27 protein-coding genes and 6 pseudogenes are annotated in these 26,133 nt (G+C 50.8%); 12 read left to right on the top strand and 21 right to left on the bottom strand.

Annotated elements, in window-relative coordinates:
* Position 1 precedes the first annotated feature (1 nt).
* Entirely contained in the window at positions 2-625 is a 624-nt protein-coding gene (locus tag NXX38_RS10085; RefSeq protein ID WP_258979393.1) for a hypothetical protein, read from the bottom strand.
* A gap of 168 nt (positions 626-793) precedes the next feature.
* On the opposite strand from NXX38_RS10085, the gene NXX38_RS10080 reads away from it, so the two are divergent.
* A complete protein-coding gene (locus NXX38_RS10080; RefSeq protein WP_009291488.1) occupies positions 794-2,089 on the top strand; it encodes a site-specific integrase in 1,296 nt (431 codons plus the stop codon).
* A gap of 91 nt (positions 2,090-2,180) precedes the next feature.
* Here the strand turns inward: NXX38_RS10080 and NXX38_RS10075 are convergent, their stop codons facing one another.
* The 5 genes from NXX38_RS10075 to NXX38_RS10055 form a co-directional block, all read right to left on the bottom strand.
* Positions 2,181-2,498, bottom strand: a complete 318-nt coding sequence (locus tag NXX38_RS10075; protein ID WP_008640967.1) for a helix-turn-helix domain-containing protein — start codon at positions 2,496-2,498, stop codon at positions 2,181-2,183.
* 1 nt (position 2,499) lies between these two features.
* On the bottom strand, positions 2,500-2,793 hold the full coding sequence (locus tag NXX38_RS10070; RefSeq protein ID WP_032532542.1) for a helix-turn-helix domain-containing protein: 294 nt from the start codon (positions 2,791-2,793) through the stop codon (positions 2,500-2,502).
* Between the two features lie 80 nt (positions 2,794-2,873).
* The gene (locus NXX38_RS10065; protein ID WP_025813736.1) at positions 2,874-3,113 is read right to left on the bottom strand and encodes a hypothetical protein; all 240 of its coding nucleotides are present in this window, start codon (positions 3,111-3,113) and stop codon (positions 2,874-2,876) included.
* Positions 3,114-3,138: 25 nt separating this feature from the next.
* Complete coding sequence (locus tag NXX38_RS10060; protein WP_258979392.1) at positions 3,139-3,546, bottom strand: hypothetical protein; 408 nt, start codon at positions 3,544-3,546, stop codon at positions 3,139-3,141.
* Between the two features lie 42 nt (positions 3,547-3,588).
* The gene (locus NXX38_RS10055) at positions 3,589-5,019 is read right to left on the bottom strand and encodes a KAP family NTPase (protein ID WP_258979391.1); all 1,431 of its coding nucleotides are present in this window, start codon (positions 5,017-5,019) and stop codon (positions 3,589-3,591) included.
* Between the two features lie 148 nt (positions 5,020-5,167).
* Here NXX38_RS10055 and NXX38_RS10050 point away from each other — a divergent pair, with 148 nt between their 5' ends.
* The 11 genes and pseudogenes from NXX38_RS10050 to NXX38_RS10010 all read left to right on the top strand — a co-directional run bounded on the left by NXX38_RS10050 (position 5,168) and on the right by NXX38_RS10010 (position 13,702).
* Positions 5,168-5,551: a hypothetical protein gene (locus NXX38_RS10050; RefSeq protein WP_196245570.1), complete on the top strand. Its 384-nt coding sequence runs from the start codon at positions 5,168-5,170 to the stop codon at positions 5,549-5,551.
* A gap of 225 nt (positions 5,552-5,776) precedes the next feature.
* Positions 5,777-6,751 (top strand): ArdC family protein, encoded by a 975-nt coding sequence (locus NXX38_RS10045; protein ID WP_032532540.1) that lies wholly within the window; start codon positions 5,777-5,779, stop codon positions 6,749-6,751.
* Positions 6,752-6,822: 71 nt separating this feature from the next.
* Positions 6,823-7,473 carry a hypothetical protein gene (locus NXX38_RS10040; protein ID WP_032532539.1) on the top strand — a complete coding sequence of 217 codons (651 nt, stop codon included), beginning with the start codon at positions 6,823-6,825 and terminating at the stop codon, positions 7,471-7,473.
* A 42-nt stretch (positions 7,474-7,515) separates the two neighbouring features.
* Positions 7,516-7,725 (top strand): hypothetical protein, encoded by a 210-nt coding sequence (locus NXX38_RS10035; protein WP_080696111.1) that lies wholly within the window; start codon positions 7,516-7,518, stop codon positions 7,723-7,725.
* 11 nt (positions 7,726-7,736) lie between these two features.
* A pseudogene (locus tag NXX38_RS26745) lies at positions 7,737-7,931 on the top strand (DUF3873 family protein); the annotation flags it as partial.
* Positions 7,932-8,441 carry an SLOG family protein gene (locus NXX38_RS10030; protein ID WP_309569433.1) on the top strand — a complete coding sequence of 170 codons (510 nt, stop codon included), beginning with the start codon at positions 7,932-7,934 and terminating at the stop codon, positions 8,439-8,441. It abuts the pseudogene before it with no gap.
* 143 nt (positions 8,442-8,584) lie between these two features.
* Positions 8,585-10,296 (top strand): annotated as a pseudogene (locus NXX38_RS10025) (ParB/RepB/Spo0J family partition protein).
* 109 nt (positions 10,297-10,405) lie between these two features.
* A pseudogene (locus NXX38_RS26740) lies at positions 10,406-11,005 on the top strand (hypothetical protein); the annotation flags it as partial.
* Positions 10,994-11,227 carry a hypothetical protein gene (locus NXX38_RS10020; RefSeq protein ID WP_258981914.1) on the top strand — a complete coding sequence of 78 codons (234 nt, stop codon included), beginning with the start codon at positions 10,994-10,996 and terminating at the stop codon, positions 11,225-11,227. The pseudogene NXX38_RS26740 and the gene NXX38_RS10020, both read left to right, overlap by 12 nt.
* Before the next feature lie 376 nt (positions 11,228-11,603).
* Positions 11,604-12,047, top strand: a complete 444-nt coding sequence (locus tag NXX38_RS10015; RefSeq protein ID WP_004326124.1) for a RadC family protein — start codon at positions 11,604-11,606, stop codon at positions 12,045-12,047.
* Positions 12,048-12,241: 194 nt separating this feature from the next.
* Positions 12,242-13,702 carry a P-loop ATPase, Sll1717 family gene (locus tag NXX38_RS10010; RefSeq protein WP_258979390.1) on the top strand — a complete coding sequence of 487 codons (1,461 nt, stop codon included), beginning with the start codon at positions 12,242-12,244 and terminating at the stop codon, positions 13,700-13,702.
* Positions 13,703-13,840: 138 nt separating this feature from the next.
* On the opposite strand, the gene NXX38_RS10005 is transcribed toward NXX38_RS10010, so the two are convergent.
* From NXX38_RS10005 to NXX38_RS09935, 15 genes and pseudogenes are all read right to left on the bottom strand, one after another.
* Entirely contained in the window at positions 13,841-14,671 is an 831-nt protein-coding gene (locus tag NXX38_RS10005) for a hypothetical protein (RefSeq protein ID WP_032532601.1), read from the bottom strand.
* On the bottom strand, positions 14,668-15,255 hold the full coding sequence (locus tag NXX38_RS10000) for a hypothetical protein (RefSeq protein WP_032532533.1): 588 nt from the start codon (positions 15,253-15,255) through the stop codon (positions 14,668-14,670). The genes NXX38_RS10005 and NXX38_RS10000 overlap by 4 nt, the downstream gene beginning before the upstream one ends.
* A gap of 5 nt (positions 15,256-15,260) precedes the next feature.
* The gene (locus NXX38_RS09995) at positions 15,261-15,704 is read right to left on the bottom strand and encodes a DUF3872 domain-containing protein (protein WP_032532532.1); all 444 of its coding nucleotides are present in this window, start codon (positions 15,702-15,704) and stop codon (positions 15,261-15,263) included.
* A gap of 22 nt (positions 15,705-15,726) precedes the next feature.
* Positions 15,727-16,308 (bottom strand): conjugal transfer protein TraO, encoded by a 582-nt coding sequence (locus tag NXX38_RS09990; RefSeq protein ID WP_032532531.1) that lies wholly within the window; start codon positions 16,306-16,308, stop codon positions 15,727-15,729.
* Positions 16,309-16,311: 3 nt separating this feature from the next.
* Positions 16,312-17,249: pseudogene (gene traN / locus NXX38_RS09985) on the bottom strand (conjugative transposon protein TraN).
* A gap of 56 nt (positions 17,250-17,305) precedes the next feature.
* Positions 17,306-18,709: pseudogene (gene traM, locus NXX38_RS09980) on the bottom strand (conjugative transposon protein TraM).
* 13 nt (positions 18,710-18,722) lie between these two features.
* A complete protein-coding gene (locus NXX38_RS09975; protein ID WP_225549350.1) occupies positions 18,723-19,862 on the bottom strand; it encodes a hypothetical protein in 1,140 nt (379 codons plus the stop codon).
* A 3-nt stretch (positions 19,863-19,865) separates the two neighbouring features.
* Positions 19,866-20,147, bottom strand: coding sequence for a TraL conjugative transposon family protein (locus NXX38_RS09970; RefSeq protein ID WP_032532529.1), 282 nt, complete (start codon positions 20,145-20,147; stop codon positions 19,866-19,868).
* 5 nt (positions 20,148-20,152) lie between these two features.
* A complete protein-coding gene (traK, locus tag NXX38_RS09965; protein ID WP_032532600.1) occupies positions 20,153-20,776 on the bottom strand; it encodes a conjugative transposon protein TraK in 624 nt (207 codons plus the stop codon).
* 54 nt (positions 20,777-20,830) lie between these two features.
* The gene (gene traJ / locus NXX38_RS09960; protein WP_032532528.1) at positions 20,831-21,835 is read right to left on the bottom strand and encodes a conjugative transposon protein TraJ; all 1,005 of its coding nucleotides are present in this window, start codon (positions 21,833-21,835) and stop codon (positions 20,831-20,833) included.
* A 53-nt stretch (positions 21,836-21,888) separates the two neighbouring features.
* The gene (locus NXX38_RS09955; RefSeq protein ID WP_032532527.1) at positions 21,889-22,518 is read right to left on the bottom strand and encodes a DUF4141 domain-containing protein; all 630 of its coding nucleotides are present in this window, start codon (positions 22,516-22,518) and stop codon (positions 21,889-21,891) included.
* 4 nt (positions 22,519-22,522) lie between these two features.
* Positions 22,523-22,885 (bottom strand): DUF3876 domain-containing protein, encoded by a 363-nt coding sequence (locus NXX38_RS09950; protein ID WP_008640917.1) that lies wholly within the window; start codon positions 22,883-22,885, stop codon positions 22,523-22,525.
* 141 nt (positions 22,886-23,026) lie between these two features.
* Entirely contained in the window at positions 23,027-23,236 is a 210-nt protein-coding gene (locus tag NXX38_RS09945; RefSeq protein WP_008640916.1) for a hypothetical protein, read from the bottom strand.
* A gap of 67 nt (positions 23,237-23,303) precedes the next feature.
* Positions 23,304-25,803 (bottom strand): annotated as a pseudogene (locus tag NXX38_RS09940) (TraG family conjugative transposon ATPase).
* Positions 25,800-26,123, bottom strand: a complete 324-nt coding sequence (locus NXX38_RS09935) for a DUF4133 domain-containing protein (RefSeq protein WP_008640914.1) — start codon at positions 26,121-26,123, stop codon at positions 25,800-25,802. The pseudogene NXX38_RS09940 and the gene NXX38_RS09935 overlap by 4 nt, the downstream one beginning before the upstream one ends.
* Positions 26,124-26,133 lie beyond the last annotated feature (10 nt).

The raw sequence follows: 26,133 nt of genomic DNA, 5'->3' as shown, positions 1-26,133 counted from the left end.
ACTAAAAAGCAAAGGAAAGAGTACCTCTGATGCCTCTGGCATAAGGATAACCAGTTCCACGCTCACGTTTGACGGATGAGATATAAAGTAAGTCGGACATATTGATTCCGAATATCAAATAACTAAATCTGGTAGCTTTCTGAAAGGCGGCAGAGTCCCAACGATATTGTATATCAAGTGATTGCAATTCAAAAACATTGTCGTCCATCACATAACGAGACGTGGCACGAGTGGCTTGGTTTGAGAATCCCTTGAAGAAGGTCAAATCACCTTCTTTGATCCATCTTTGACTTAATACGCGTGAGTCTACATTTTGTGAAGCAATGGTGTAGGTACTCACTTCCACTTTATCGAGTAATGTTTGATTATAGACTTTTCCACCCCAATGATAAGCAAATGAGAGATTAACGCTCAACCCTTTCCAACTGACCATCGTCCCGGCTATGCCCCGATAGAGTGGTTCACCGGAACCAAGATACACTTTATCCGACGGATTCCATGTGCTAGTGATCTTCCCATTTTTATCCAAAAAATCGGCATAAGACGCAAAGAAAAGCAAAGTTCTACTTAAATAATTGGAGGTCAGTATTTTGTATGTAGGGCGGATTGAAACAAGCTTTGGCATAAAACGCTTGAAAATCCCCCTTTCAGACAAAGTTCGGCTACTAAGCAGCTACCAGTCCTAAAGAGGATATATGGAATATAACAAGTTCTGTTTCATAACTTTGCGTTGTTTTGCATAACTCTTGGTAACAAATAATTAACTACCTTTAGAAACGAAAATTTTAGAGTTATGAAAACAAAGAGAAGTACGTTTGCAACCTCGTTCTACATCAAGAGATCGGCAGTGAGAAACCGGGACGGAAAAGCCCCCATCATGGTGAAGATCTCCATTGATGGGGATGACAAAGCATTGGGAACCAAACTATTCGTTACGCCGGATTTATGGGAGAATGGTAAGGCAAAAGGCAAGTCCGCCGAGGCGACAGAGATAAACGGGCAGCTCAAAGAAGTCAGTGCCCGGCTTACCAACCACTATCACCGCATCCTCCGGGAAGAGGATTTTGTCACCGCCGAAAAGCTGCGTAACGCCTTTCTGGGTATCGGTGTGATGGAAAACTGCATCCTGAAAGATTTCGAGAACATGAACCGGGAATTTGAGGCGATGGTGGAGAAAGGACAGCGTGCCAAATCCACTTACAACAAGTACTTGGCCGTGTACAACCATTTTGCCACCTTCCTTTGGGAGAAGAAGAAACGAACCGATATGGCTTACAAGGAACTGACAAAGGAGATTATCACCGATTTCGACAAGTACCTGCGCGTGGAAAAGGGATTGAGTGACAACACTCTTTGGATATACACCATGCCACTGCTCAGCCTGACAGACAAGGCATGGCGGCGTGGTATCGTCCGTTCCGACCCTTTCGGCGAGTACAGCCTTGAAATGCAGGAGACAGACCGGGGCTACCTCACGGAAGAGGAACTGCGCACCCTGGCTAACGCCGTGTTCGTGAAAAAACAGACCAACCTCGTACGTGACATGTTCCTCTTCGGGTGCTTCACCGGACTTAGCTACATTGATATAAAGACACTCACCCATGACAAGATCCAGCGCATGGACTTCGACGGCGAGGAGTGGATCATAACCCGACGCACCAAGACCCGTGTGTCGAGCAACGTTCCCCTTATGGAAATAGCCAAGGAACTGATAGAAAGGTACAAGGGACTTGCCGGAGGCGATTTCGTATTTCCCATGCCCTCTAACGGTACATGCAACAAGCACCTCAAACAGATTGCCAAAGCCTGCGGCATCAGCAAGGAGATCGGATTCCACCTGAGCAGGCACACCTTCGCCACGACCGTCTATCTCTGCAACGGCGGCACGATAGAGGCGCTCTCCAAGATACTCGGTCACAAGCACATCAGCACCACGCAGATCTACGCTGAAGTAACCAACAAGATGGTAAGTTCAGATTTCCGGGCAATCTCCGGCAACCTCGCCGCCATGCAGCGGAGCGTACTGGAGAAAAGGGACAGGAAGCAAGGCAGGAAACAGGTGCACCGGTCCCTCCGGGAAACGGCTTGACACCTTTCTCCATGCGAAACACGGCAAAGGCAGGAACCCCGATACAGTGCTCCTGCCTTTGCTGCATTTTCCGATGTATATCCCCGTGCGTTTATGTTGGACTTTTCCCCCGTTTGCGCTTTTGTCTCATGTCCACGTAATTTTCTTCCAGCATACGCAGCAGATCCGACTGGCGGTAAAGCGTCTTGCCTGGCAGCGATATGTACGGGATCAACCGTTGTGTGCGGTAGCCCTGCAACGTCCTTGACGTGATATGTAACATTCTGCACACATCCTCACCCGTGAAATAGACCTCGCCGTTCATCGCCGGACGGAAATGCGCCGTCACCGTATCAATATACCTCATGCCCTCTTCCAGAGCCTCGAAGTACGCACGTACCTCTTCCGTGTCTTTTGTTATCACTTCCATGTCACACGTCCTCCATTATTTCCCGGCTCATGGATTCCACGAATACCTCCACGTCCTCCGTCCGGTAGTAAATCTTATGGTTGATCTGGCTGTACGGCAGCAGTCCCCGGTCACGGTAGGTCTGCAACGTCCGTTTACTGATCCCCAGTTTCTCGCACACGTCCGCCCCGTCCATCCAGTTCATCTTCCCGGGCGGGCGGTAACGGGCGCAAAGTTCCTTCACGTGCCGTGAGAAGTAGCCGAACCGCTCCTTCATCTCCTCAAAGGTCTTCTTTTCAATACTTACTATTTCCATCGTTCTGATACATTTTTCATTATACTTCCCTGCAAATATATGGATCCATATAAAACTATGTATCAAAACCGTATAGCTTGTCACCGTTTTGCTTCACGTTCGTAGCCTTGTCGTACCCCAAACGATGAAAGGCGGGGAAAAGTCCTACATAAACGTACCCAGTTCAAGGGTACGCACGAGAACGGAATCCATAGCACCAATTCCGGATGGTTCAAGGGAAAATGTGTACTACGCACCGACTTCACCCTCATCCAGCCACGATGCAAGTTGATGGGGCACGGGGCAAATTTCGTCACCGGCTTGCCCCTTGTCAAAGCCATCTCTTTCGAAAACGGACTGGAATAGTTATTTTACTTTTGCGGTAATTTCATCTATCAGGTTCGTGATCTTCTCAATGGAATACTTTTCTATCAATCTCCTGTTTGCCGCTTCTGCCTTTAGTCTTTCATTGATTAATTTTAGTTGTGGCAAATCTGATTGACAATATTTGCTCAAGTGTTCTATTTCACTGCCCCAAGAGGTATATTTATAACGGAACTGTAAAAAATGCAGAAAGGTGTTACGTGATTCGTTGGACAATCCCAAAATACTTTTTGAAACCTTATCCGCATCAGCCTCTTGGAATATTGAAGTATCCCTATAAAGACACTGTTTGACCGGGACTACATCATTCAATGCCGGATTCAGGCGTTCGCAAGTTTCATCCGTCAGATTTTCCAGCATGACAGACACTTTATTAGGGCATTTCTTCAATCTTTGCTCGAATAGTTTTTGAAAATACGCAACCAGTCCATTCTAAATTCGATCTGAACCAATATTAGAATGATTCCTTCTTGTACCCGCATGTACCTTTGAGTTACAATTCAACAAACCCTCCATGTCGCTGATACCTTCCATCAGCCTGTCTATGGAATGCTTGCCTTGGGCTATGATGTCTTCCTCGGATACGTGAACAAGGTTGTCGCTATATAAAACCGATAGTACAGATATAATGACAAACAATTCTTTTAGATCAACGCTTTCATCCGCAAAGTAATATCGTACCGTTTCCCCGTAGTGTTTCTCGTATTCCCCGTTATCCAGTCTCCAATAGTCGTACAGGTAATCCCAACTGTTCAAACTTGCGTCTTCGGCTGCAAAATATTGTTGCAGGTAGGTCGTGTCAAAATACCCGCTTTCCAGATAGCAGACAATTTCATTAACGATGAATCTATCAAAAATATCCAACTGTTTACCTATCTCTATAAAACGGTATTTGGAGAGGATTTTTTCACGCTCCTCATCTTTCTCTTTATCCGGGAACATGTCATACAGGCTGTTGAATAGGCTTCCGATCCGGGTATTCCCACCCTTATACTCGCAGTAAACGGCGACAAAATTTGCCAACAACGATGTTATGACAAGTTTGTACTTGGGAGATTTATGATAATGCTCCGGCAAAGCCATGGCTATCCTGTGATAATCGTTCAGACATTGCCGCAGGACTCTTAAATTATCGAATTTAGAGGCATGGAATATCTTGATGATAAGCTCTTTGTTCTCAGACAAGAGGTTCCTGTTGTTGGTGGATATCTCGCCAATGAAGAAATCGAGTGTCTCCCCTATATTCAATTTGATCTCAAAAGTGCGCCCGATAGTCTTTTCCTTGAAATCCTTGAATTTCAACTTGCACTTATCGTCCTCTTTTTCGGAAATCTTGTTCTCATCGCCAATGATGATGACTTTGCATTTACAATGTTCCGAAAAGTAATTGATGTATCCCAACAAGGTTTCCAGTTTTACATCACATCTTTCAAGGTCGTCAAAAATCAGAATCTTGTTTCCTTTTATTTCGGAATTTTCTTCTTTCAACAACAAAATGGAGTCCAAGTCACAGGTTACACTCCCTTCATCCTTTCCGTCACCGTCGATGTCATATTTCAAAGCGATTTTCGAGGCGGCTTTTAATATATTCTTGGCCAGTTTCATTCCCTTGCTGTACAGCCACGGGGATATTTCCTTGTTGATTTGTTCTGTGATTTGCTGGGTAGTGGTCAAACCATATAAAGACACATATATGGGCCGCCATTTTAACTTGTCTGCATCTTTATCGTTTTTCAGTTGCTTTATCCATTGGCGGATAAAAAACGTTTTGCCGCATCCCCAGGCACCTCGCAGCATGATGGCATATTGCGGATCGGGTATTTCCGCATATTCATTTAAAAAGGTGAGTATGTTTCTATTCATAGCCATGTTCATTAGAGGTTTCAAAATTACGGAAAAGAGTCATAATTCTGATAACTTTTAAGAAATAAGTTATTACGGTCAATTCGTGTTTCCGGATGATTGTCGGAGCGTTCCCCTTCGGGTCGGGCTTTCCCCTGCAATCCCTAACGTGGGTGAAAGGGTTTTCACTGTCTTGCGCTTACACCTTGGCGCACGGGTTGTCCCGTCCCGGCGTCCGCTGCCGACCACTCCGGCAGGCTGCATGGCCGAAACCGGACATCGGGGCGGAAGGACAAACGGAACACGTCCGTCCGTGCCGTCACACGGGGCTTCGGCTATCGCCGAAACTTCCCGTGCCCCCTCCCGTCCGAAAGAGTTCCCCCCGTGCTTGTCCGGAAGCCGGAAGCTGACAGTCCTCCCATATACTTCTCCCGCACGTATGTCCTTGCCTTGGGAAACGGGCGTTCCCGGCTCTCCGGAAGGCTTCTTTTTCCCGCACCCGGCAAGTAACCGACCATTGACAGGAATGACTGACAGGGCATTTTTTCCCTAAGCTGATTGGAAAAACATTGACGAAGGTAGGCGGAGGTGAAAGCAAATCCGCAAAAAATGCAAAATCTCCACCCTGCGGGTAGTATTTACCATTTTTTCAGATGGTTGCCATTCACCTTTTCCGCTATCAATGATTGTCAATGTTCTTCCCAATCAGCCAAGGGAAAAAAATGGTTGGGGCGACAAGCGATGAAAACAGAGTAATAACGATTAAAATTTGTGAGTTATGGCAACAACGAACAGCACCATCGAAAAAATTGCACCGATGTTCACCGAGTTATTGATAAAGAAAATCGAGTGCCTGAAAACGGATTGGCAAAAACCGTGGATAACGAGCCTTGAACAAGGTTTGCCCCGCAACATCAGAGGGACGCTCTATAATGGCGGCAATGTCTTGATGTTATTGTTCTACACCGAGTTCATGAAATTCACTTTGCCCGTGTTCCTCACGTTCAACCAAGCGAAGGAAGAGGACTTGAGCGTCAGCAAGGGCGCACGCTCGTTTCCCGTCTATTATTGGTTCAAGTTCGTGGTACACAAGGAGACGAAAAAGACAATCAAGTACGAGGAATACCGCAAGCTGCCCGCAACCGAGCAGGAAAATTACAAGGTCATCCCGCAGATGAAGTATTACAACGTCTTCAACATCGACCAGACCGATTTTGCAGGGAAATACCCCGAACGCTACGAGCGCATGAAAAAGGGGGAGCAACCCGAAGATTATTCGGACGGGATGATTTACGAGGCGTTGGACGAACTTGTCTATCTGCAAAATTGGTATTGCCCCATCAAGGTGCAGTATTCGGACAGTGCCTACTATTCGCCCTCTTCCGACCATATCGTTTGCCCGCAGCGTGAGCAGTTCCCGCAGGGAGCGGAGTTTTACGGCACGCTCCTGCACGAGATGGCGCACAGCACGGGAAGCCCCCAGCGGCTGAACCGCACGTTCGGCTGCTTCTTCGGGGATGCGCTCTATGCCCGTGAGGAACTTGTCGCCGAACTTACCGCAGCCCTTTGCGGTGCGTTCTTCGGCTACGCAGCCGCACCGCAGGAGAACAACGCCGCCTATCTGAAGCACTGGCTCACCAAGCTAAGAGAAGAACCCGCCTTTTTGGTGGAGATATTGGGGGACGTGAACAAGGCGGCGAAGATGATTGCCGACAAGGTAACCGAACCGGTAAACGAACCCGCAGCAGCCTAAGCGGGACAACAAAGGAACAAGAGTATAAACCAACGGGCGGAGCAATCCGCCCCACTTAAAGACATAAGACGATGAAAACATTATCAGAAAAGGAATTTAACGGCTTTAACGTTAATGCGATGTTTACCGAAAGAGCGGAACGGGCGAAAAAAGAGCTGTCTCCACTCATGCAGGAGATAAGGAAGTACATACCCCAAGCGGAATACGGCTACCACGTGGAGAGCGGTGAATATCCCGCATTTTACGGCGTGCGCATAGAGTTCACGTATAACGGCATCCGTTTCCATGTGTGCAAGATATACAAAGAGAACAAATACAGGATAGCCGCCGACATGGAGCATTTTGAATATGTCAACCGCTACGACATCGAAAGGGCGGGCAACCAATACGAAAAGCCGTGCAATATCGGCGTGTTCACCGCCAAGAAAATAAACGATTGGATAAACTACTACACGCAGATATACAGGCAGGTGGAGCAAGAAAATGCGGAGAACTCGAAAAAGGTCGCCGATTTCTTGAAAAGTATCAAGAATGAACCCGTAAGATGGGAAGGGAACAACCGTTCAAAAGGGACGATAACCCGCAACGGCTTGCGCTTCACTTTCTACATAGAGGAAGGACACCTCTATTTTGAACTGTCCCTAAGTTATCGGGGAACGGCTGATTACGACACGTTCCGGCTGATAGCCGATAACCGCTATATCCCGAAAGGAAACTATTAAACAACCACGGGCGGATTCCTCCGCCCGACAATACCCGAGAACATGAAAACGACATTCATTTACAGACTGGTTTACCGCCTAATCCTTTGGGCTTCGGCGGTGTACTTCCTCACCACCACCGCAGGGCAGTTTTTTGCCCTATCCGCTACTTTGCTTCTGTTAGGCTTCGTGGCACGGCTTGTTTTCGCCCTTGCGTGGCGGTTGTTTGTCGGCTTCATGTTCGTACTGATAATCATTCTTTTAATCATCTAAAATTTACCGATATGGAAACAAGAACATTGACAGAAAACGGAATATCCGTTACCAAAGGTTTTGGAGAGGAAAAATATTTGAAATGCTGTTTGGGAGCGTTCAGAGGCACAGTTTATTATCAATATGATTACAGGCATTTGAACGGCGAACTCTTTTCAACCTTGCGCTCCACGTTGGAGCAGTGCAGGCAGGAACGGGACGAGTGGCTGCAAAAGAAAACGGTCGCTTTTTCGGGACACCGTACTAACCGTATAGCCAAATTCACGACAGACCGTGAGAAACTCTTTAGAGAGGTGGCGTTCGACACGTTCGTAGCCATCGAGAGTTATTGTATCAAAAAAGGCTATCATACCTTTTTGTCGGGAATGTGCGAGGGCTTCGACCTTATCGCAGCAGAGGAGGTCTTGAACCTCAAAAAGGAATACCCGCATATCCGGCTGAAATGCGTTGTACCCTTCAAGGGACAAGCCGAACGGTACACCCAAGCCGACAAGCGGCGTTATGACACCATTTTGGCGCAAGCCGATGAAGTGGTAACCTTGCAGGACGGATATACCGAGGGCTGTTTCCTACGCCGTAACGACTACCTTTTGGAAAACTCCGCTTTTCTGATGGTCTATTACGATTCGGTAGCCGTGGGCGGCACGTTCTACACCCTCAAACGGGCGGTAGAGCAGAAAAAGAAGTTCGCGAACGTGTGCTATAACCGCAGGTAAGCCGCAAGGGCGGACTTTCCGCCCGCTACTTTCTTTCGTGAGCCGGAGCGGGGAAAGAAAGATAGCAAAGAAACCGATTTCCCGACCGGAAAAAATTATCAAAAAGAACAAGAATAAACAATCAACTTAAAAACAAACGGATTATGAAGACAAAAGCAAATCAATCAGCAGCAGAGAGAAACATCACGATGGTAGCATTGGCAAACATTCAGCCGAGCGGTTTCAACCCACGCAAGCGTTTCGATGAAACGAGCCTTTACGAGCTTGCCGAGAGTATCAAGCGGCAGGGTGTGTTGCAGCCCATCACCGTGCGCCCCGTTGACGGGACAGACCGTTACGGGATTGTTTTCGGGGAACGCCGTTACCGTGCGTCCGTCATTGCGGGCAGGGACGAAATTCCCGCAATCGTTTCCGAGTTGTCGGACGAGGAAGCCGAGGAAATGGCGATTACCGAGAACTTGCAGCGCAAGGACGTGACACCCGTGGAGGAAGCCGCAGCCTATCAGCGGCTTATCGAGAGCGGACGCCACACCGTGCAGACCTTGGCGGTACTCTTCGGAAAGAACGAGAACTACATCCGCACACGGCTGAAATTCACCGCCCTTATCCCCGAAATCGCCGCCCTCTTGGATGCGGATGAAATCACCATCAGCGTGGCGGCTGAAATCTGCCGATACGGGGAGGACATTCAGCGTGAGGTGTACGAGAAACATTTGCAGGACGAGGGAACGTATAACAGTTGGCGGGGACTGAAAGCCGCCGATGTCGCAAGGCGCATTGAACAGAACTTCACCACCGACCTGCAATACTACCACTTCGACAAGGCCGAGTGCGCCACGTGCGCACACAACACCAATAACTTGCTGTTGTTCCATGACGGCGGGTGCGGGCATTGCGCCAACCGCACGTGTCTTGCCGAGATGAACGCCTCTTTCCTCATGGAGCGAGCCGTGCAAATCATGCGGAACCAGCCGGAGGTGTCGCTCTGCCGTGACTGCTACACCGCCAACGAGACGGTAGTAGAACGGCTAACCGCTTCGGGCTACGAGGTGGAGACCCTTGACAGGTACACCGCCTTTCCAAGCTGCCCCAAAGAACCCAAAGCCGAAAATTTCAACGACCCCGAACGCTACGGGGAAGCCCGCACCCGCTACGAGCAGCAATGGGCGGACTACATGGAGCAGGAGGAGGAAATCACCCGCAGGAGCGGAGCGGGGAAATCACCGTCTATGCCAAAATCGGGCAGAAGGAGATTACATTCTGTTACGTGGAGAACGTGACAGAGACCGAGACAGCGGACGGAACGCCCGTACCCGCACCGCTCTCTCCCGTGGAGAAATTGGAGAAGCAGGACAAGCGCAATAAGGAAATCGCACTCGAACGCACGGTGGAGGACACCAAGAAACAGATTCTCGAAGCCGACATCACGGGCGGCAAGTTCAGTGCCGATGAAGACACGATGCTGTACTTCTTCCTTCTGTCCTCGCTCCGGAAGGAACACTTCGCAGCCGTGGGGATTGCGGAAGACAAGCCGTATATCACGGACGAGGACAAGATGGGGATTATCGGAAACCTCACGGTAAAGATGAAGACCATCATCCGCAGGGACTTCCTTGTAGCCAACTTCAAGGGAGCGTACGGGAACAACACCGTGGCGACCCTCTTGCTTGACTTCGCACGCAGGCACATGCCGGAGGAACTCGCCAACATCGAAAGGGAGTACAACGGGGTGTACGAGAAGCGTCACCAGCGCATCGAGGAAAAGAAAGCCGTCCTATTGGTGCAGGAACGGGCAAGGGAGCGCAAGGTAACGCAACCCGAGGAACAACCGCAACCCGAAGAGATTGCAGCCTAAAGACAAAAGGCAGGGCGGAGAAATCCGCCCGCTACTTTCTTTCGTGAGCCGTGGCGGAAAAGAAAGATAGCAAAGAAACCGATTTTTTAACTTTCAAATTTTCAAACTTATGCGAACCGTACAGAGAACCTATACACTATTCGGCATTGCGGAACTGGAGGACGAAGCCCGTCAAAAAGCCTATACCGACTGGCTTGCCAAGGGAAACGATTACCCGTATGCTTCCGAGAACTGCGACACGCTCGAAGCCTTCTGCAACCTTTTCCGCATTGTCTGCACCAACTACCGTTACGACAGTTGCACATACGTTTACCGTTTCCATACCGGACACGAGGAGGAGACCGAAAGGCTTTCGGGCGTCCGCTTGCTGGCTTACCTCTATAACAACTTCCATGCGGAGTTGTACAAGCCCAAGGTCTATTGGACGAAAGACCGCAAGAAAAGACGCAGGAGCCGTATCTCCGTCACTTGCGAATGCCCCTTCACGGGCGTTGTGTCGGACGAAATCATCTTGCAGCCCCTCATGGACTTCATGCGCTCGCCCGACACACGGAATTTCAAGGAACTCATGCGTGACTGTCTGGAAAACTTCTTCCGCTCGTGCCGTGACGATTGCGAGTATTGCGAGAGCGAGGAGTATTTCACGGACGAGAGCCACAAGAATAATTGGGAGTACCTTATCGACGGGACACTTTTCATAGAAACGGCATGGAAGCGGGAAATCAGACAGAACGGGAGAACCGTCCTTCACAGCGAGGACGGTTGCAGCATCCCCATGATATTCAACAACCTTGTCGGGAAGAACCTCAAAGGCAGGGAGTATTCGGACTATATCGCTTTCGTAGCCATTCCCGACATGGGCTTTACCTACGGGAAGATAGAGTATTATTCGGACGGAAACCTAATCGCAACGGGGGAAATCACGCCATAACATTCCCCCCCTTGTGTTTCATTGCCGGAAGTCCGGGACGGGTAGCGATCCGCCCGGACTTCTTTTTACCCGCCCGTGGGAAAGGATTGACCCATTTTCGGACGCACTTCTTTTTCTTTCGGTGAGCCGTGGGCGGGAAAAGACAAAGAAGCAAAAAGAAACCCCTTGACTCACCGGATTTTTTAGCCAAGCTCCACACTCATTTTTTAGCAAACCTACGGGGAAAAACGGACAAGTAGCAAGGCTGAACCTGCCGGTTTTGCGCACAATCTCCACACCTTTGGGTCGTATTCCACGCAAAAGCCTTGCATGAAGTCCGTTCTTTCCCCGTGCCCCAAAGCAAAAAATAAATGTTTCACTTTTAATTTTTTGCATTATGAATACACTGTCTTTCCCTCAAATCACCGTAAGTTACAAGGACGCTGACGCATCCAAGAGAGTTAGAATCCACTCTTCCAAGGAGTCTTACGACATCCTCAAGACTTTCTACGAGGACTGTATGCAGCACCACGAGGAGTGCTGGGCGATGTACCTGAACGGCGCAGGCAGGCTGCTGGGCGTTTCGTGCGTCTCACGCAGCGGCATGAACAGCACGGTGGTGGACATACGCATCGTCCTCCAGACGGCTCTCGTCTCCCATGCCTCGGGAATCATCCTCTCGCACAACCACCCTTCCGGCTCGACCGTGGCGAGCACGCCGGACAACAACCTGACCAGCCAGTTGAAGAAAGGCTGCGAGGCAATCGGCATACAGCTTTTAGACCACATCATACTGACCGAGGACACCTACCTCAGCTACATGGACGAGGGGATGCTTTAAGCACCCCCTTTTTGCTCGCTAACTCTTTTATAAATCAAGAAAAGTATAAGTTATTATTTATGTTGTTTGGATATAGTTAGAATATAAATTTTGCTAACAAGTATCTTTGATATAATTTGTTGTCCCTAAAATATCTATCTTTGCTTAGAAATCGATTGCTATTACGATTTCATTATATATTGTCAATATAAAATATGAACAGAGCTATGGTTTTTGATGATGAAACAATACAAAAGCTTTTTGGATTTGAAGATGCAGAAAGTGAATCTATAGAAAGATTAAAAGAGTATTATTTTAAGAAAGATACTTTTGATCGGGTTACCGCAGAATTACCACTTCGGATTCTGGTAGGACATAAAGGAACTGGAAAATCTGCCTTATTTAAGGTAGCAATATCAGAAGAAAAGGAAGCTGGAAATTTACCTATTTTGATCAAGCCTGATGATATTGCGGAATTGGGTAAAAACAACGAAAACTTTCTTCTACGAATTCGTCAATGGAAATATGGATTAATCAAAATAATAGGAGAAAAAGTTTTTTCTGAATTTGGATTGTATGATGAAAAAGCTACCAGTAAATTGACGCAATTTGGATTAAAATTAATATCCTTTATATCCGAAACTATAAATGTAGCAAAAGACAATATTTCATTAACAGAAGGCCAAAAAATATTAACTGATAATTTTCTCAAGAAAAAAGGAATTATTGTTTATATAGATGATTTAGATAGAGGTTGGGAAGGAAAAAAGGAAGACATTATTAGAATATCAGCATTGTTAAATGCTATCAGAGATTTATCTAATGAAAATTCAGGACTCCTATTTAAGGTTTCTTTGCGTTCAGATGTGTATTATTTAGTTAGAACATCAGATGAATCAACAGATAAAATTGAAGGCTCTGTTGTTTGGTGTAAATGGACTAACCATGAAATTTTAGTTTTACTAATCAAACGTATATTGACTTATTTCGGAGATTCAGTAGATGAAAATACTCTTATGAAAACACCTCAGTTACATTTACGCTTTCATTTGGAAAGAGTAATGGAATCTACTTTTTCTGGTAGAGGAAAATGGGAAAATGTTTATATGTATAAGATATTGATGTCATTGATTAGGAAACGTCCAAGAGATCTTGTTAAACTTTGTTCATTGGCAGCTCAACAAGCCCAACAAACAAATTCACCTTTAATAAAAACTGAACATTTTCAAGCTATTTTTGAAGAATATTCTCAAGGAAGAATTCAAGATACTATTAATGAATACAAATCAGAACTACCCAATATTGAAAATTTACTATTCGGGATGAGACCTACTAAAAAACAACGTAATGCTTCAGATGGGTATATTTATACAACAGCAGAATTAATCCAAAAATTAAATAATATAAGACAACATACAAATTTTATTTTCAAGAATGGACGAAAAGCTTCTGCTAATGAATTAGCTCAATTCTTATATAAAATAAATTTTCTAACAGCAAGAAAAATTGTAGAATCAGGAGAAATTCAACGAAAATATTTTGAAGAGAATCGTTATATATCATCTTCATTTGTAGATTTTGGTTACGATTGGGAAGTTCATCCTGCATTTCGATGGGTATTACAGCCCGAAAATATTAACGAAATATTTAACAAATTGGCATTAAGTCATGATTGAGTGAATAAAAATGTTAAAATTTTAGCAAGTTTTAACAAAAAAAACAAAAGGTGTGGGTCGCCTTTTACGGCAAACCGCACCTTTGCGCCGGGATTCCGGTTTCTATGCGCTCCGTCCGGAGTTCCTTATCGGCTCACGCTACATCTTCAGCCCCCGTTTCCGCTCTTGCCGGATGTCGGAGAAGGAGAAGCCCCCCGTCTCCTTGTCGAACTTCACCGACTTGTCCTTCTGCACGCCGCCCGGCGTCTCCATCCGTTTCACATTCAGCGGCTTCCCGTTGTAGAAGTCCGTCATTTGCCGGTAGCTGAACTTTTCCCCCGTCAGGCTTTCCATCAGGCTGTTCAGCGTGTAGATGCTGTCTTGGTTATGCACGCTCTCCGGCACGAACTCCGGGTGATTCTTCACTATGTCCGGGTACAGCGTCTTCGCCATCAGGCAGACCTCCGGCGAGCGTTCCGCCCACGGGATCATCATCAGCGACTCCCGGCTGTGGGCGGCGCACCTGACATACACCTCGGGCGTGAGCAGGCTTTTCGGCACTCCGCCACGCCCGACGGCGGACATTCCCGACGTTTCCACCGCCACCCGCACCCGCTCCGGTGTTTGCAGGTGCACGGGCAGGATGCTGATACACCTGCCGTCCAGCGGCAGCAGGAAGTCCGCCATTTCGCCGTTCATCACCTCCGGGCGGATAGCCACCGCCACCCCGTAGAGTTCTTCCGGGTTATTCTCCCGGCACTCCTTCAGCACCTCCATGCACACCTCCGCAAAAGGGATATGCTGAACCAGCCCCCGGTGGAAGTCGTTCCCGAATCCCGCTTCCGTTTCCAGCGCCTTCCGGCACAGTTCCGGTGTCTTCATCTCTTCGGGCACGTTCTCCAGCTGCCAGCCGTCCTCTTCAACGGCGGCACGGCAGACCTCCGCCGTGCGGTCGTGCCTGCATATGAATTCCAAGGGAACTTGTTTCATTTTTTCTTCCATTCTATTTTATCTCTACATTTGGTTAATGATTTCACAATTTCATCCATATCATTATGCATCCGGCTCAATTTCTTTTCCACCGTGAGGTTCTCAAAGATAATTTGCTTCGGCAACACCCTGTGGCAGAAGTAACTCGAACCGAACGGCACCCTGTTCAGGTCATTGTACTGTACCCGTTTGTCGAACAGCAACAATTCCAGTTCTTTGTCCTTGAACAGCCGGCAGGGAGCGGAATCATTCAGCCAGAAGTTTGACATCAACAGGGCGAACGGTTTGCCGAAACCAAGGCAACGCTCGAATACCGCCAGCTTGTTACTGAACGGAGGATTTGAAACGATTACATCCCAACGTTCCGGCTCATACTCGAAAAAGTCCTGTCCCGTGCAAATATGGGAATGAACGACTTTAAACTTGTGCTCCTTCAATGCCAGTACAAATTCGCTGTGCTCCGTATCGAACGGACACCATACCCTTGCTTTTTGGGAAAGGTACTTGATGATCGGCAGCACCGCATAACGAGGCGTGTACTTCTCGTCACTCCTGTTGCTTCCCAAATATTTCGAATACTCCATCACTGCTATCTCTCTCCCTCTCTTTCCGAATTATCATTATTAAATGAAAACTCCACTTCCACCGTCTGTCCGAACGTGTCCTCTACCCACACCTTCAAGCTGCTCTGCTCGTCCGACAACGAGGTGAAATACAACCGGAACAGTTCTTTTTCCAACGGGTAACGCTCATTGGGCAGCAGCACCGTGCCGTCATCCAGTTTGAGCGTGCCTTTCCCGTCATAGAGAAACCAGCGGATCGTGTAATCCGCATCTTTCCAACGCCCTTCCCGCTTCAATTCACAGCGTATCTCCGCCGTCTCGTTCACCTTCAGCTTCTTCGGGACGGGCATCTTCTCTACCGTGAACGGGTATTTCGTCTGAATATCCAGCCCGTCATTACAGGCTGCGACCAGCACGAGGGCGGCCACGATGTAGCAGCCCGTGAGCATTTGATAGATTATCTTTTTCATATACTTTGCAATCAATCAGTTGTTATCGAATCATAAAACGTATTCCCACGCCGACCTGCGTGTGGAACTTCCCGCAATCACCTCCGAACAGCACCCGTTGGCGACCGTTTAACAGCAAGACAATCTTGTCCGTCACGTAGGCGGACAGCTCCAGCGTCAGCGCACCCCCGTAGATGAAATTGTCTTCATTCGTGAGCTGGGAGCCGTCCGGCAGCAGGCTCTCGCCCCAGTTCACCGTCTCGTACCCGGCAAGGGCGGACAGCCCCAGCGCGGCGAAGAACGTCTTCTTCCGGTCGGAAAGAAAGTTCAGGTAATAGCCGCCCTCGCCCGTGAACTGGCTCGCCGGATAGAGGCAGTCCCGGTAGCCGTACCGCTTCTCCAAGTATTCCGCACCGACCACCCAATGGTGGGCGTTCTTCGTGTAGGCGCTCACCGCTATCCCGGCGTGGTAGCCGAAGCCGTTGCCGTTTTTCCAGCGCATGTTGTCCGACAGCCCGCCCGTGAGCTGTATGCCCCTCATTCCGGGTAAGCACCGTTGGGCGTGTGCCTGGTTCACATGCAGGCACACCCCGAAAAGCAGGATAATGAACAGTAACCTTTTCATCTCTTATTTGATTTTCAGTTCGTTAATCTGTTTTGCCGCCACGAGGTCGGCGTTCTCCACCCGGATGGTCTGGTGCCTGCCGCCGTCCTTCTCGAACAGCTCGATGACCAGCAGCTTGTCGTCCGGTATGGTGAACTGCGGGACGGCATACACCGTACGCACGTCGCTTTTCCCCTCCGTCACCAGCACCTCGTTGTAGCTGCGCACCGGGTCGATCACCCGTTCCTGAATGGCGGTGCGCTTCGGCACTTTCTTGTCCACGATCTTGAACCGGATAAAGTCCGTCTGGAAAGCTACGTTCGACCTGTTCCTCGTTTCCGTGTGGAAATAGAACAGCCCGTTGTGCGAGTGGACGGATTTCAGGAGGAACTGCACCCCGAAGCGTTTGCAGCCCAAGTGCCGGATCTCCCGCCTGTCCTCTTTGTAGATGCTCTGCATGATCAGCTTCACCAAGAGCGGGCTTTCGCCTGCCAGCTCCCGGAAATGGATGTTCATGCGGGTATGCGAAAAGTCCGTCGTGTCCTCGTTCTCTAAAAAATCCTTCATCTCGATGTTCAGCATCTCCGGCTCATGCGCATACCGGGCATTGAATGAATAGAAACTTCCGTCCTCGCAGATAACGGAAAAATTCGTTTCCCCGGAAACCCCTCGGTTGTCGCTTTCACACGGATCACGTTCTCCGCACCGTCCGCTTTCCCGGCTATGATCCAATTGCTTCCCAAATCCACGTACCGCACCACCGAGGGGAAGATGATATGCACCGTCTTGGCAAACGTCACCTGTACCCCGTGGGGAGTCACCATCTGCCGGTAGGGTAACTTCCGTGTAATCCCCTGATATAGGTCGTTGCCCGCAACCCGCTGTATCGTATCGTTCACTTGTGCACTTGCGCACATGACTGCGCCCACAAACAGGGCGACCAATCCCAAAAATCTTTTCATTGTCTTTACTTTTTAATGGTTCATACTCTGTTAAATGATTCATATCCCGTTTTCCGTTATTGCTGTTTGGCATAGAGCATCAGCCCGTAGCCCGCTTTCAAATGCACCTTCACCGTGCGGAACCTCTTGGCGAGGTACTGGCTGCCACCCTGCATCAGCCCACGGGTGATGTCCATCGCCACCTGCTGCCCGGCGCTCCGTGCGAACGAGATGCTCGTTCCCAGCCCTGCGCCGATGTTCGCCATCGCCTCCTTCGCTGCCTCCTGCTCCAGCGACGAGGGGACGGACAGCCCTTTTTGCCCGTCGCTGTCATACACCGTCAGCTCCACAGGCAGCAGGTTGCCCCGGTACTCGATGCTCGACACCACGATATCCAGCCGTTCCCCCTGCACCTTTCCTGTGCCGGAGATCAGGGTGTTCTGCGGTATCACGAGGTTGCCCGCTTGCAGCGGTTCGAGCAGCCGAAGCCTTACCGTCTGCCCGTCCATGACGGTCTGGTCTTCATGGATGCATGCCCGGATCGTGTTCTTCCCGAGGGTGTACCCGCTGCCCACTGCCGTGTTGAAGCCGTAGTTCCTCGGCTGGTTGTACTGCCGCATGAACTCCGCATCACTTATGGTCTGTTGCAACCCCGATACCGTCCGCTCCCGTGCCGCCTGTACCGCCACGGTAGGCTGTCCCAAACCGTTTCCGCCCTGCCCGGTGGCGGGCACCTGCACGGCTGCGCCGTCCTGCCCGTTCTGTCCCATATACTTGGCGGCAAGTTCGTAGCTCTTCTCCATCAGCGCCACCTGATCGTCGATTCCGCCCGCCTGCCGCTCCCTTTCTTCCAGCTTGGCGGTCAGTTCCTCCACCTGCCTTTTCAGCTCCTCCTTTTCTCCGTCCGCCTGAGGTTGCTCATAAAACGAACCGAGTTGGCGGTTGATGTCACGGTAAGCGGCGACTGAAGAGCGATCGTCACGGTCGCCCGAATAGTCCCGGAACGGGAACCGTTCCGGGTTGCTGCCTGGCGGCTCCGCTACCGCACCCTCCGGTTCATCCTCCTCCGAAGGGGCGAAATCCTCCAACGGGCGTACCCGTTGCTTCCGGTTTTGTTCCATCTCCGCCTGCTCGTAAGCCGTGCGCTTGTCATCCAAAATGCCCTCGTCCTGTGGCAGCGGAATCTCGGCGTTAAATGCCCCGACACCCTGCTGAACTCTGTCCCTTTGGTCCGACGGAGCGAATATCAGCCACATCGAGCCGAGGAACAACAATCCCATCAGCGGATAGGCCAGCAGTTTCCTGCGCTGCTGCAATTGTTTCGGGGTGAGCGGTTTTTCAGGTTCCCTCTTCCGTCTTTCCTTCTCCTTTCCGGCAGGGCTTACGCCCGTTTCCCGGTTTTCCTGTGCCGTGATGCCTTCCTTTCCCATGTCGGTCGTGGCTGTGGCACGTTCCTCTTGTCTGATTCCTTTTTCTTCCATATTCTTTATTGGTTTAAAATTTTCTTACTCGCCGGACAGGCTTCCGTTGTTCCGTGTCATCCACCTGCCGCCTGTTTTTCTGTTCCCACCGGAACAGATCTTCCGGTCGTATCCGGCTGTCAGTCCGCAGGACGATAGCGTGTCCCTTCCGTCCTGCCCCCGTGAGGAACAGCCGTTTCTCCAGCTTTTCCGCCTCCCTTGCTGCCTGTTCCCGAATTGTACGGCTGTGACGGTCGATGGCGGCTGCCGGGTATTCACGGGAAAGATCGCCGTTGTCCTGGCTTAGGTGGTAGTTCCACCGCAGCGAGGCGATTTCGGAAAAAACTTCCGCCAGCCCGTACTTGACCAGTGTTTCCCTGGGGATTTCCACCCGCTCGCTCCATCCGTTCCGGGCGAGTTCCCGAAGCATTCTCCGTTCATCACTCACCGCTTCCAGGTAGTCCCCGGGCAACCTGCCAGCCAGTTTCTCCTCGTAAAGGGCGGCAGCTTGCCGCATCAGTGAGCCACGCCCGGCATCCATCTGCCTTTCAGTCTGTTCCATGCCGGGATAGTCATCATCGATGCGCTCTTCCCTCCACTGGCGTTGCAGGCCGTCGAGTTCCCGGTAGCCCGTTTCCAGACCGTGACGTAGGATGACCGAATCCTCGGGCCTTTTCCCTTTCAATGCAAGATCCTTCAGGGCGGCGAGGTCGCTCTCTCTCATGCGGTAGTTCAGCAACCGGTGAGCCTCATTCCTCCGTGCCTGTATTTCAGAAGTCGGAAGCAGGGGCTTGTAGCGGCGATTCTCGTACCCCTCTCTCAGCTCCTCGTACCGGGCGAACAGCAGGGAGAGCGGATTCTCAGCCTCTTCCGCCACGCTGTGGCGGGTGCCGTCCAAGGTCTGCCGCCCGTAACAGGTACCTGCCAGCGTTTCAATGACCGCCTGCCACTCCGGGCGTCCGGCCTGACGGATGCTGTACAGGCTCCCGTGTTCCAGCAGCAGTTCAACCTGCCTTTTCGTCATTTCCGGGAAGTCCTTATAGTCTTCCACGCACCGGCGCACCGGCGCACCGCCACGGCGTCCGCCTCCCCATGTTTCAACAGACTGCCGAAGTAAGCCGAAGCCCGGTATATCCGTTGCCGATGCACCGCCTCCTTCCGGCGTTGCAGCCATCCGCTAATCCTCTCCGACAGTCCCATGGTCCAAACCAATGAAAGGGTTGATGACACTGTCGTTCCGCAGTCTGAGCCTTCCGGCACGTTCTTTCTCCTGATGTTGCCCGTCCTCCCTGCCGATACGGTAGATGGACGATACGGTCATATAGACCGACACTCCCCCGAAGAGTAGCAGCATGATCACGATCAGGGTCACACGTACGTCAGGCGTGATGCGTCCGCACAGACGGCGGAGGCTTTCATCCGCCCAATCCTGTATTCTTGTGATGATTCTTCTTTTCATGATTCTCAGCGTTCGACGGTTCGTAAATCCCGGTTCTCCAGTATGGTGAACTGTTCCATCATGAAGCCGTGCGGATTGTTGTCCGACCTCCCCGAGTTGATCAGGCTGCAACGAGTCACGAGGCTGCGCTCGGTAATATTACTCGCCCGGGTGAGGTACTGCCGGGCATAGGTCTTCATTTGGTAAGGGTAGCGGTTGAAGTCACATGTCACACTGTCCACCCGGATACTCTGGTGGATGTTGGCGGAGATGATACGGTTGTAGAAACCCTTCTCCTGCCAGTCCTTGTAATAGCGGAAGGCGCTTTCGTCACACAGGAAGAGTGCCCGGCGGACGTTCCCCTCGATAGCCACCTTGTCGGGCGAGAGCGTGAAGAACAGCTCGTGAAACCGACGCACGTGTTCCCGGGCCTCCACCGGGCGGTTCTGCGCCATGTCCTGAGAGAGCGCCACCATCAGGCTCTTGCCCTTGTCCAGCACGTAAATCTTCTGACGTTGCGCTTCGGCGAAACGGAACGAGTTCCACACCACCACACCCGTGGTCAGGGCACACAGCCCGGCGAAGACCAGCAGGAAAAGCCGGATCTGCCGGAAGCTCGTTTCTATATTCCTTAAACTTTTAAATTCCATTTTTCCAGTCATTTTGTTATGATTCGTATATTCGTATGCTCGGGAAAGTCCGTACTACTTGATGATCCGTCCGGCAATATTGCCCACGGCTGCACCGGCGCCGGCGGCGGTGACGTTGCCTATCTTCGTGGCGGTCTGGTTCATCGCACGGTTGGCCTGGCTCACACCCCCAGCCATGATAATCCAGTTAGAGACGGTCGGTATCGTGAAGTACCCGAATATCCCGATGATTAAAAATATGATGTAAACCGCATTTGAACTGTCCGGGATGAAGGACGGGTCACTCATCGCTTCGATATCCCTGGTGAGCATCAGGACCTGGATACGTGCCAGTACCGAGCTGAACAGGTCACTCACGGGCAGCCACATGTAGATGGATATATACCGGGTGATCCACTGCGTCAGAGTACTCTGGAATCCTTCATAGACCGAGAGCGCGAATGCTATCGGGCCCAGTATGGAGAGGGCGATCAGGAAGAACGTCCGTATCGTGTCGATCACCAGCGCGGCCGACTGGAACAGCAGTTCGAGCAGTTCCTGGAACCACAGCCGGATATTGCGTTTCATGTTGTACTCCGCCCGGTCGATGTACATTACCGCCATCGTCTTCAAGTCCTTCGGTGACCAGCCCAATTCGTCGAGCTTCTTGTCAAAGTCTTCCCGGCTTGCCAGATACGCCTTCTCCGGGTCACGCCGGAACGCCTCTCTCTCCAGAGCCTCCTTCTGCTCCTGGTACCGGTTCATGTCGAAGGTCTGTGATTCGAGCATCCCGTGGCAACCCTTCACCACGGGCGAGAGTACCGTGTTGATCGTGCCGATGACGAAGGTGGGGAAGAAGAGGATGCACAGCCCGATGGCGAAAGGGCGCAGCAGCGGGTACACGTCAATGGGTTCGGCACGGGCGATCGCCTGCCACACCTTGGCGGCTACATAGAACAAAGCACCCAACCCGGCAATTCCCTTGGCTACCCCTGTCAGCTTCTCGCAGAGCGGCATCATGTCCTGATACAATGCCTGCAATATCTCGTGCAGGTTCGTGAAGTCTATCGCTAACAACATAGTCCTATACTTTTATTATATATGTACGCATGTATTATCATATATTGCCAGCCTCACCAGTAACGGTCTTCCGCATCCCCGTAGAGAGCCATCACCCGGTCGGTGTCCTTTTTCCTCTTCGCCCGCAGGTAACTTACCGATATGTTTTTGTTCGTGTAGTACTGTACGAGGTTGCGGTATTCCAGCAGCCGCTTGTAGCTCTGGTCGATGATTGCCAGCCGTTCGGCGTCCGAGAGCGACATTCCCGTCACATTCACCACGTTCTTCAGGTCTTGCAGGATGTCCGCACTCTCGGAGAGCAGCTTGGCGTACCCGAACGAGATGGTTGACAGCTCGTCCGGCGTGTAGTTCGGGTCGCCGAGCATCTTCTGGTAGTTCCGCACGTAGATTTCCGAGATGTCCGCCACCAGATCGATGGACTTCTTCACCTTCACGCCGCCTTTTACCACGTCATGCACTGCCTTGAGCGCATCATAATACTTCCGTCCCTGCTCGAAGATTTTCGCCGTTTCCTTGAAACCGTCCAACGTGTGCTGGGCGGTGGCGGAGGTTTCCACGATCTGCTTGGTCGTGTTGATAATGCCCTGCGCCAAGTTGCCGGGGTCGCTAACAACCCACTGGGCGTTGGCCGCACCTGCCGTCAGGCACACCATACCCACAATGATTGCTTTTACTGTTTTCATATTCTTATTTTTTTATGGTTTCGTTACTTTTTCTTTTGTATTCACCGCCCGGAGACAGCCGGATGCGGTCTTTCTTCCGGTCATAGTCCATCATCACGGCGAAGCCCGTTTCAATGAACAATACCCCTTCCGTTTCCCGGACGAGGTAGGTTTCCTGCCTGTCATCACCCTTGTAGTTACTGTGTGTGACGGTCACATGGTACTGGCCGTTCTCTTCCCAAAGGGTGAAGGGGGGCTTTCTACCCGTGCTGACCCACTCGCCGCACATCTTTTTCAACCGGTCCGCGCTTGTTTCCTTGCAGGAAATGACAAACGCCAGTGCCACCGTCACCGCAGACAGCAGCAGGATCAGATTCAATCGTCTCATATTGGTTCTATTTTAAAGTTTTACAAAAAGTCTTTTTTCCATACCGTTTAGCCGTTTGCATGTTCAATCGTTTGGACATTTGGCCGTTCAACTGTTTAGCTGACTGGACATTTGAGCATGCAGCCAACCGTCCTGCCCCGGCTATTCCTCGACTTCCACAGTCTTGTAATAGAGGGTGACATTGGTCGCATTGTACATGCTGAAAACGGTACGCCCGTCTTTTACCCCCTTAAAAACATATATCCATCCCATGATGGTATGCTCCTGCGTCATACAGATCTCATCCACATATTCGTCCGGTGTTGTGCCGGGTTCCGTGGAAAAATAGACACTTCCTTCGCCCCAACCCATACGGATGGCTTTTACATAGGTTCTTCTTTCATACTGTTTCTTTTTATTGGTTGTTAAATGATTTGAATCACTTGTATTTTGTTTCCGCCAGCCGCCGGATGGCAAGTTCCAGGTCACCGCCCAGTTCTTCCGCCAGTGCGAACACCTCCGTCTTCTCGCTTTCCTCCGTCGTGTACGTCAGGTACTCGGCGGACGACACCTCCGTGGCGTACACCGCCGACTGCACCCCGTTCAGACCGATCCATACCTCCTTGTACTTCCGTCCGGGATGGTTGGCGAGGTTGATGGAGAGTATCTGCGACTTCTCCTTGTCCGTCAACCCAAGCATCGACTGGATGCCGTCAAACTTGTTCATGTACTTCTTCTGGTCCAAAAGGATCTTGCAGTCCGAGTTAGTAATGATAGCCTCCTTCACGATGGGGGACGAGATGATGTCGTCCACCTCCTGCGTGACGACAATCGCCTCGCCGAAATATTTCCTGACGGTCTTGTATAGATATTTTAAATACTCACTCATGCTCGGTGAGGAAAGGGCTTTCCAAGCCTCCTCGCATATCAGCATCTTCCGCACCCCTTTCAGGCGGCGCAGCTTGTTGATAAAGGCTTCCATGATGATGATTGTTACCACGGGGAACAGCTCGGCGTTGTCCTTCACCGCATCAATCTCGAAGACGATGAACCGCTTGTGTAGCAGGTCGATGTTCTCTTTCGAGTTCAGCAGGAAGTCATAACGACCGCCACGGTAATACTGTCTGAGCGTGGTCAGGAAGTTGTCGATATTGAAATCCTTCCGGCTCACCTTGATGTCCCTTGCAGCCAGCTCCCTCCGGTAATCGTTCAGCATGTACTCGTAGAAGGTGTCGAACGAGGGGACGATGCTCCGGTTCTGCTGTATCCTGCGGATGTACGCCGACACCGCACTGCCCAGCTCGCCGCTCTCCGTCTTCGTGACTTTCTCGTCCTCGCCCTTCCACAGCGCCAGCAGCAGCGTCTTGATGCTGTCCTTCTTCTCCACACTGAACTTGTAGTCGTCCGTGAAGAAAGGATTGAAACTAATGGGCTTCTCCTCCGTGTACGTGTAATAAATCCCGTCCTCGCCCTTGGTCTTGCGATGGATCAGCTCGCACAGTCCTTGATACGAGTTGCCCGTGTCGATCAGTACGATGTGGCTGTTCTGCTCGTAATACTGGCGCACAAGGTGGTTCATAAAGAACGACTTGCCGCTTCCGCTCGGACCGAGGACAAACTTGTTGCGGTTCGAGATCACGCCTTTCTTCATCGGCAAGTCGCTAATGTCCAGATGCAGCGGTCTGCCCGTCATCCTGTCCACCATCTTGATGCCGAAGGGCGAGAGCGAGTCCTTGTAGTTCGTTTCTTCGGTGAAGAAGCACAGGGCTTGCGGGATGAACGTGTAGAAACTCTCCTCGAAAGGGAAGTCCCCTTCGTTCCCCGGTATCGCCGCCCAAAAAAGGGTCGGCACGTCCACGGTATTATACCTCGGCTTGCACTCCATCAGGGCGAGCTGGCTGCCCACCTCGTTCTTGATTCGTCTAAGCTCCTCCCGGTCATCGCTCCATGCCATCACGTTGCAGTGGCAACGCACCGATGTCAACCCTTTCGAATGTGCCTCGTTCAGATATTCCTCGATCCAGGCCTTGTTTATCTGGTTGGAACGGGAGTAGCGGGAGAGCGAGTGCATGTTCCGGGCGGTCTGCTCGAAGCGTTTCAGGTTCTCCGTGTGGTCATCAATGAAAATGTACTGGTTGTACACGTGGTTACAATCCAGCAGCAGGCCCACCGGGGCGGCAAACGACAGGCGGCAGTCCGAACGATCGGTCGAGAGCCGTTCATAACGGCTGTCCGTACCCACCTTGCCCGGCAGATCCTCCGTGTCCGAGAGGGTATGCAGGCAGAGGAAGTCGTCGCCGATACGCATCTCCTCCGGGTTCAGCTGGATGTCCTTCAATACCGTCGTGTCGCCCTGCGAGAGAGAAGTACTTCTCCACGATGCCTGCGGACCGTTCCGTCCCCGTGATTTCGTCCGTCGCAAGGCGGCGGAGTGTGACGAACCCGCTGTCGTTCATGATCTTCTCGAACTGCCCGACGGCTTCAAGGAACTTCGTCACCGTTTCCGTGTCCTCTATCTCTTTCGGGATAATCCTGCCCTTGCACAGCGTGCTGAAGGTGCTCTCCTGACGGCTGCGCACCTTCGTCGTCTTGGTAAGGAACAGGTAGCAGAAATGGTTCAGGAATGGGCGTTCATTGAAGTGTCGCTCGAACGAGCGGCTAAGGAAGCTCAGATCATCCTTGTCCGTTTCCGGCCGGTACTTCTCCTCGATGAAGAAGTCCTGCTTATGCACGATGGAGTAATCCGGCAGTACCTTTACCGCCTTGTGCCAAGCCGAATGGATCGCTTCGTACTCGCTCCCCATCACGGAGAACAACTCGGGCAATTCCACCTTGAAGGCGACTGTCACATCCGCCTCCTTGCTCACGATGCAGCCGTTTTCCACCGCCAGCAGCGGAAACTTGCTTTCCAACGTTGTCGCTTTCATTACATTTCTCATTTTTTCCAATGTTTAAAGGTGAATAACCGGGGAAATTTCAGGCGGTTCAGCACGTATCTCGGATGCCGCTTTCGGGCGGCTGCCTTCATCAGCCCATGGGTACCGTATCTCTCGTTCAGGCGGAAGGTGAGCCATACAAGGAACGTGGCTGAAACTGCACCGAAGCCAATGCACACCCACTGGTTCACACCCGCCATGTACAGGATGACGAATACCACGAACACGGCGAGCAGACCGCAGCAGAAGATGAAAAGGTACTGGCTTTCCAGTCCCTTGAACTCCACGTTCCTGCCAATCCCCTTATTGATTTCCAAGTCCATGATCCGAAGT

Source organism: Bacteroides sp. BFG-637, assembly GCF_024793605.1.
GTDB classification, from domain to species: Bacteria; Bacteroidota; Bacteroidia; order Bacteroidales; family Bacteroidaceae; genus Bacteroides; species Bacteroides vicugnae.
Note: the sequence above shows the minus strand (reverse complement) of the source record. Positions and strands in the feature narration are given on the sequence as shown.

Coding starts and splice junctions, on each gene's coding strand:
- NXX38_RS10085 (WP_258979393.1), bottom strand. CDS start 625: ATGCCAAAGCTTGTTTCAATCCGCCCTACATACAAAATACTGACCTCC.
- NXX38_RS10080 (WP_009291488.1), top strand. CDS start 794: ATGAAAACAAAGAGAAGTACGTTTGCAACCTCGTTCTACATCAAGAGA.
- NXX38_RS10075 (WP_008640967.1), bottom strand. CDS start 2,498: ATGGAAGTGATAACAAAAGACACGGAAGAGGTACGTGCGTACTTCGAG.
- NXX38_RS10070 (WP_032532542.1), bottom strand. CDS start 2,793: ATGGAAATAGTAAGTATTGAAAAGAAGACCTTTGAGGAGATGAAGGAG.
- NXX38_RS10065 (WP_025813736.1), bottom strand. CDS start 3,113: ATGGCTTTGACAAGGGGCAAGCCGGTGACGAAATTTGCCCCGTGCCCC.
- NXX38_RS10055 (WP_258979391.1), bottom strand. CDS start 5,019: ATGAATAGAAACATACTCACCTTTTTAAATGAATATGCGGAAATACCC.
- NXX38_RS10045 (WP_032532540.1), top strand. CDS start 5,777: ATGGCAACAACGAACAGCACCATCGAAAAAATTGCACCGATGTTCACC.
- NXX38_RS10040 (WP_032532539.1), top strand. CDS start 6,823: ATGAAAACATTATCAGAAAAGGAATTTAACGGCTTTAACGTTAATGCG.
- NXX38_RS10035 (WP_080696111.1), top strand. CDS start 7,516: ATGAAAACGACATTCATTTACAGACTGGTTTACCGCCTAATCCTTTGG.
- NXX38_RS10015 (WP_004326124.1), top strand. CDS start 11,604: ATGAATACACTGTCTTTCCCTCAAATCACCGTAAGTTACAAGGACGCT.
- NXX38_RS10010 (WP_258979390.1), top strand. CDS start 12,242: ATGAACAGAGCTATGGTTTTTGATGATGAAACAATACAAAAGCTTTTT.
- NXX38_RS10005 (WP_032532601.1), bottom strand. CDS start 14,671: ATGAAACAAGTTCCCTTGGAATTCATATGCAGGCACGACCGCACGGCG.
- NXX38_RS10000 (WP_032532533.1), bottom strand. CDS start 15,255: ATGGAGTATTCGAAATATTTGGGAAGCAACAGGAGTGACGAGAAGTAC.
- NXX38_RS09995 (WP_032532532.1), bottom strand. CDS start 15,704: ATGAAAAAGATAATCTATCAAATGCTCACGGGCTGCTACATCGTGGCC.
- NXX38_RS09990 (WP_032532531.1), bottom strand. CDS start 16,308: ATGAAAAGGTTACTGTTCATTATCCTGCTTTTCGGGGTGTGCCTGCAT.
- NXX38_RS09975 (WP_225549350.1), bottom strand. CDS start 19,862: ATGGCTGCAACGCCGGAAGGAGGCGGTGCATCGGCAACGGATATACCG.
- NXX38_RS09970 (WP_032532529.1), bottom strand. CDS start 20,147: ATGAAAAGAAGAATCATCACAAGAATACAGGATTGGGCGGATGAAAGC.
- traK (WP_032532600.1), bottom strand. CDS start 20,776: ATGGAATTTAAAAGTTTAAGGAATATAGAAACGAGCTTCCGGCAGATC.
- traJ (WP_032532528.1), bottom strand. CDS start 21,835: ATGTTGTTAGCGATAGACTTCACGAACCTGCACGAGATATTGCAGGCA.
- NXX38_RS09955 (WP_032532527.1), bottom strand. CDS start 22,518: ATGAAAACAGTAAAAGCAATCATTGTGGGTATGGTGTGCCTGACGGCA.
- NXX38_RS09950 (WP_008640917.1), bottom strand. CDS start 22,885: ATGAGACGATTGAATCTGATCCTGCTGCTGTCTGCGGTGACGGTGGCA.
- NXX38_RS09945 (WP_008640916.1), bottom strand. CDS start 23,236: ATGGGTTGGGGCGAAGGAAGTGTCTATTTTTCCACGGAACCCGGCACA.
- NXX38_RS09935 (WP_008640914.1), bottom strand. CDS start 26,123: ATGGACTTGGAAATCAATAAGGGGATTGGCAGGAACGTGGAGTTCAAG.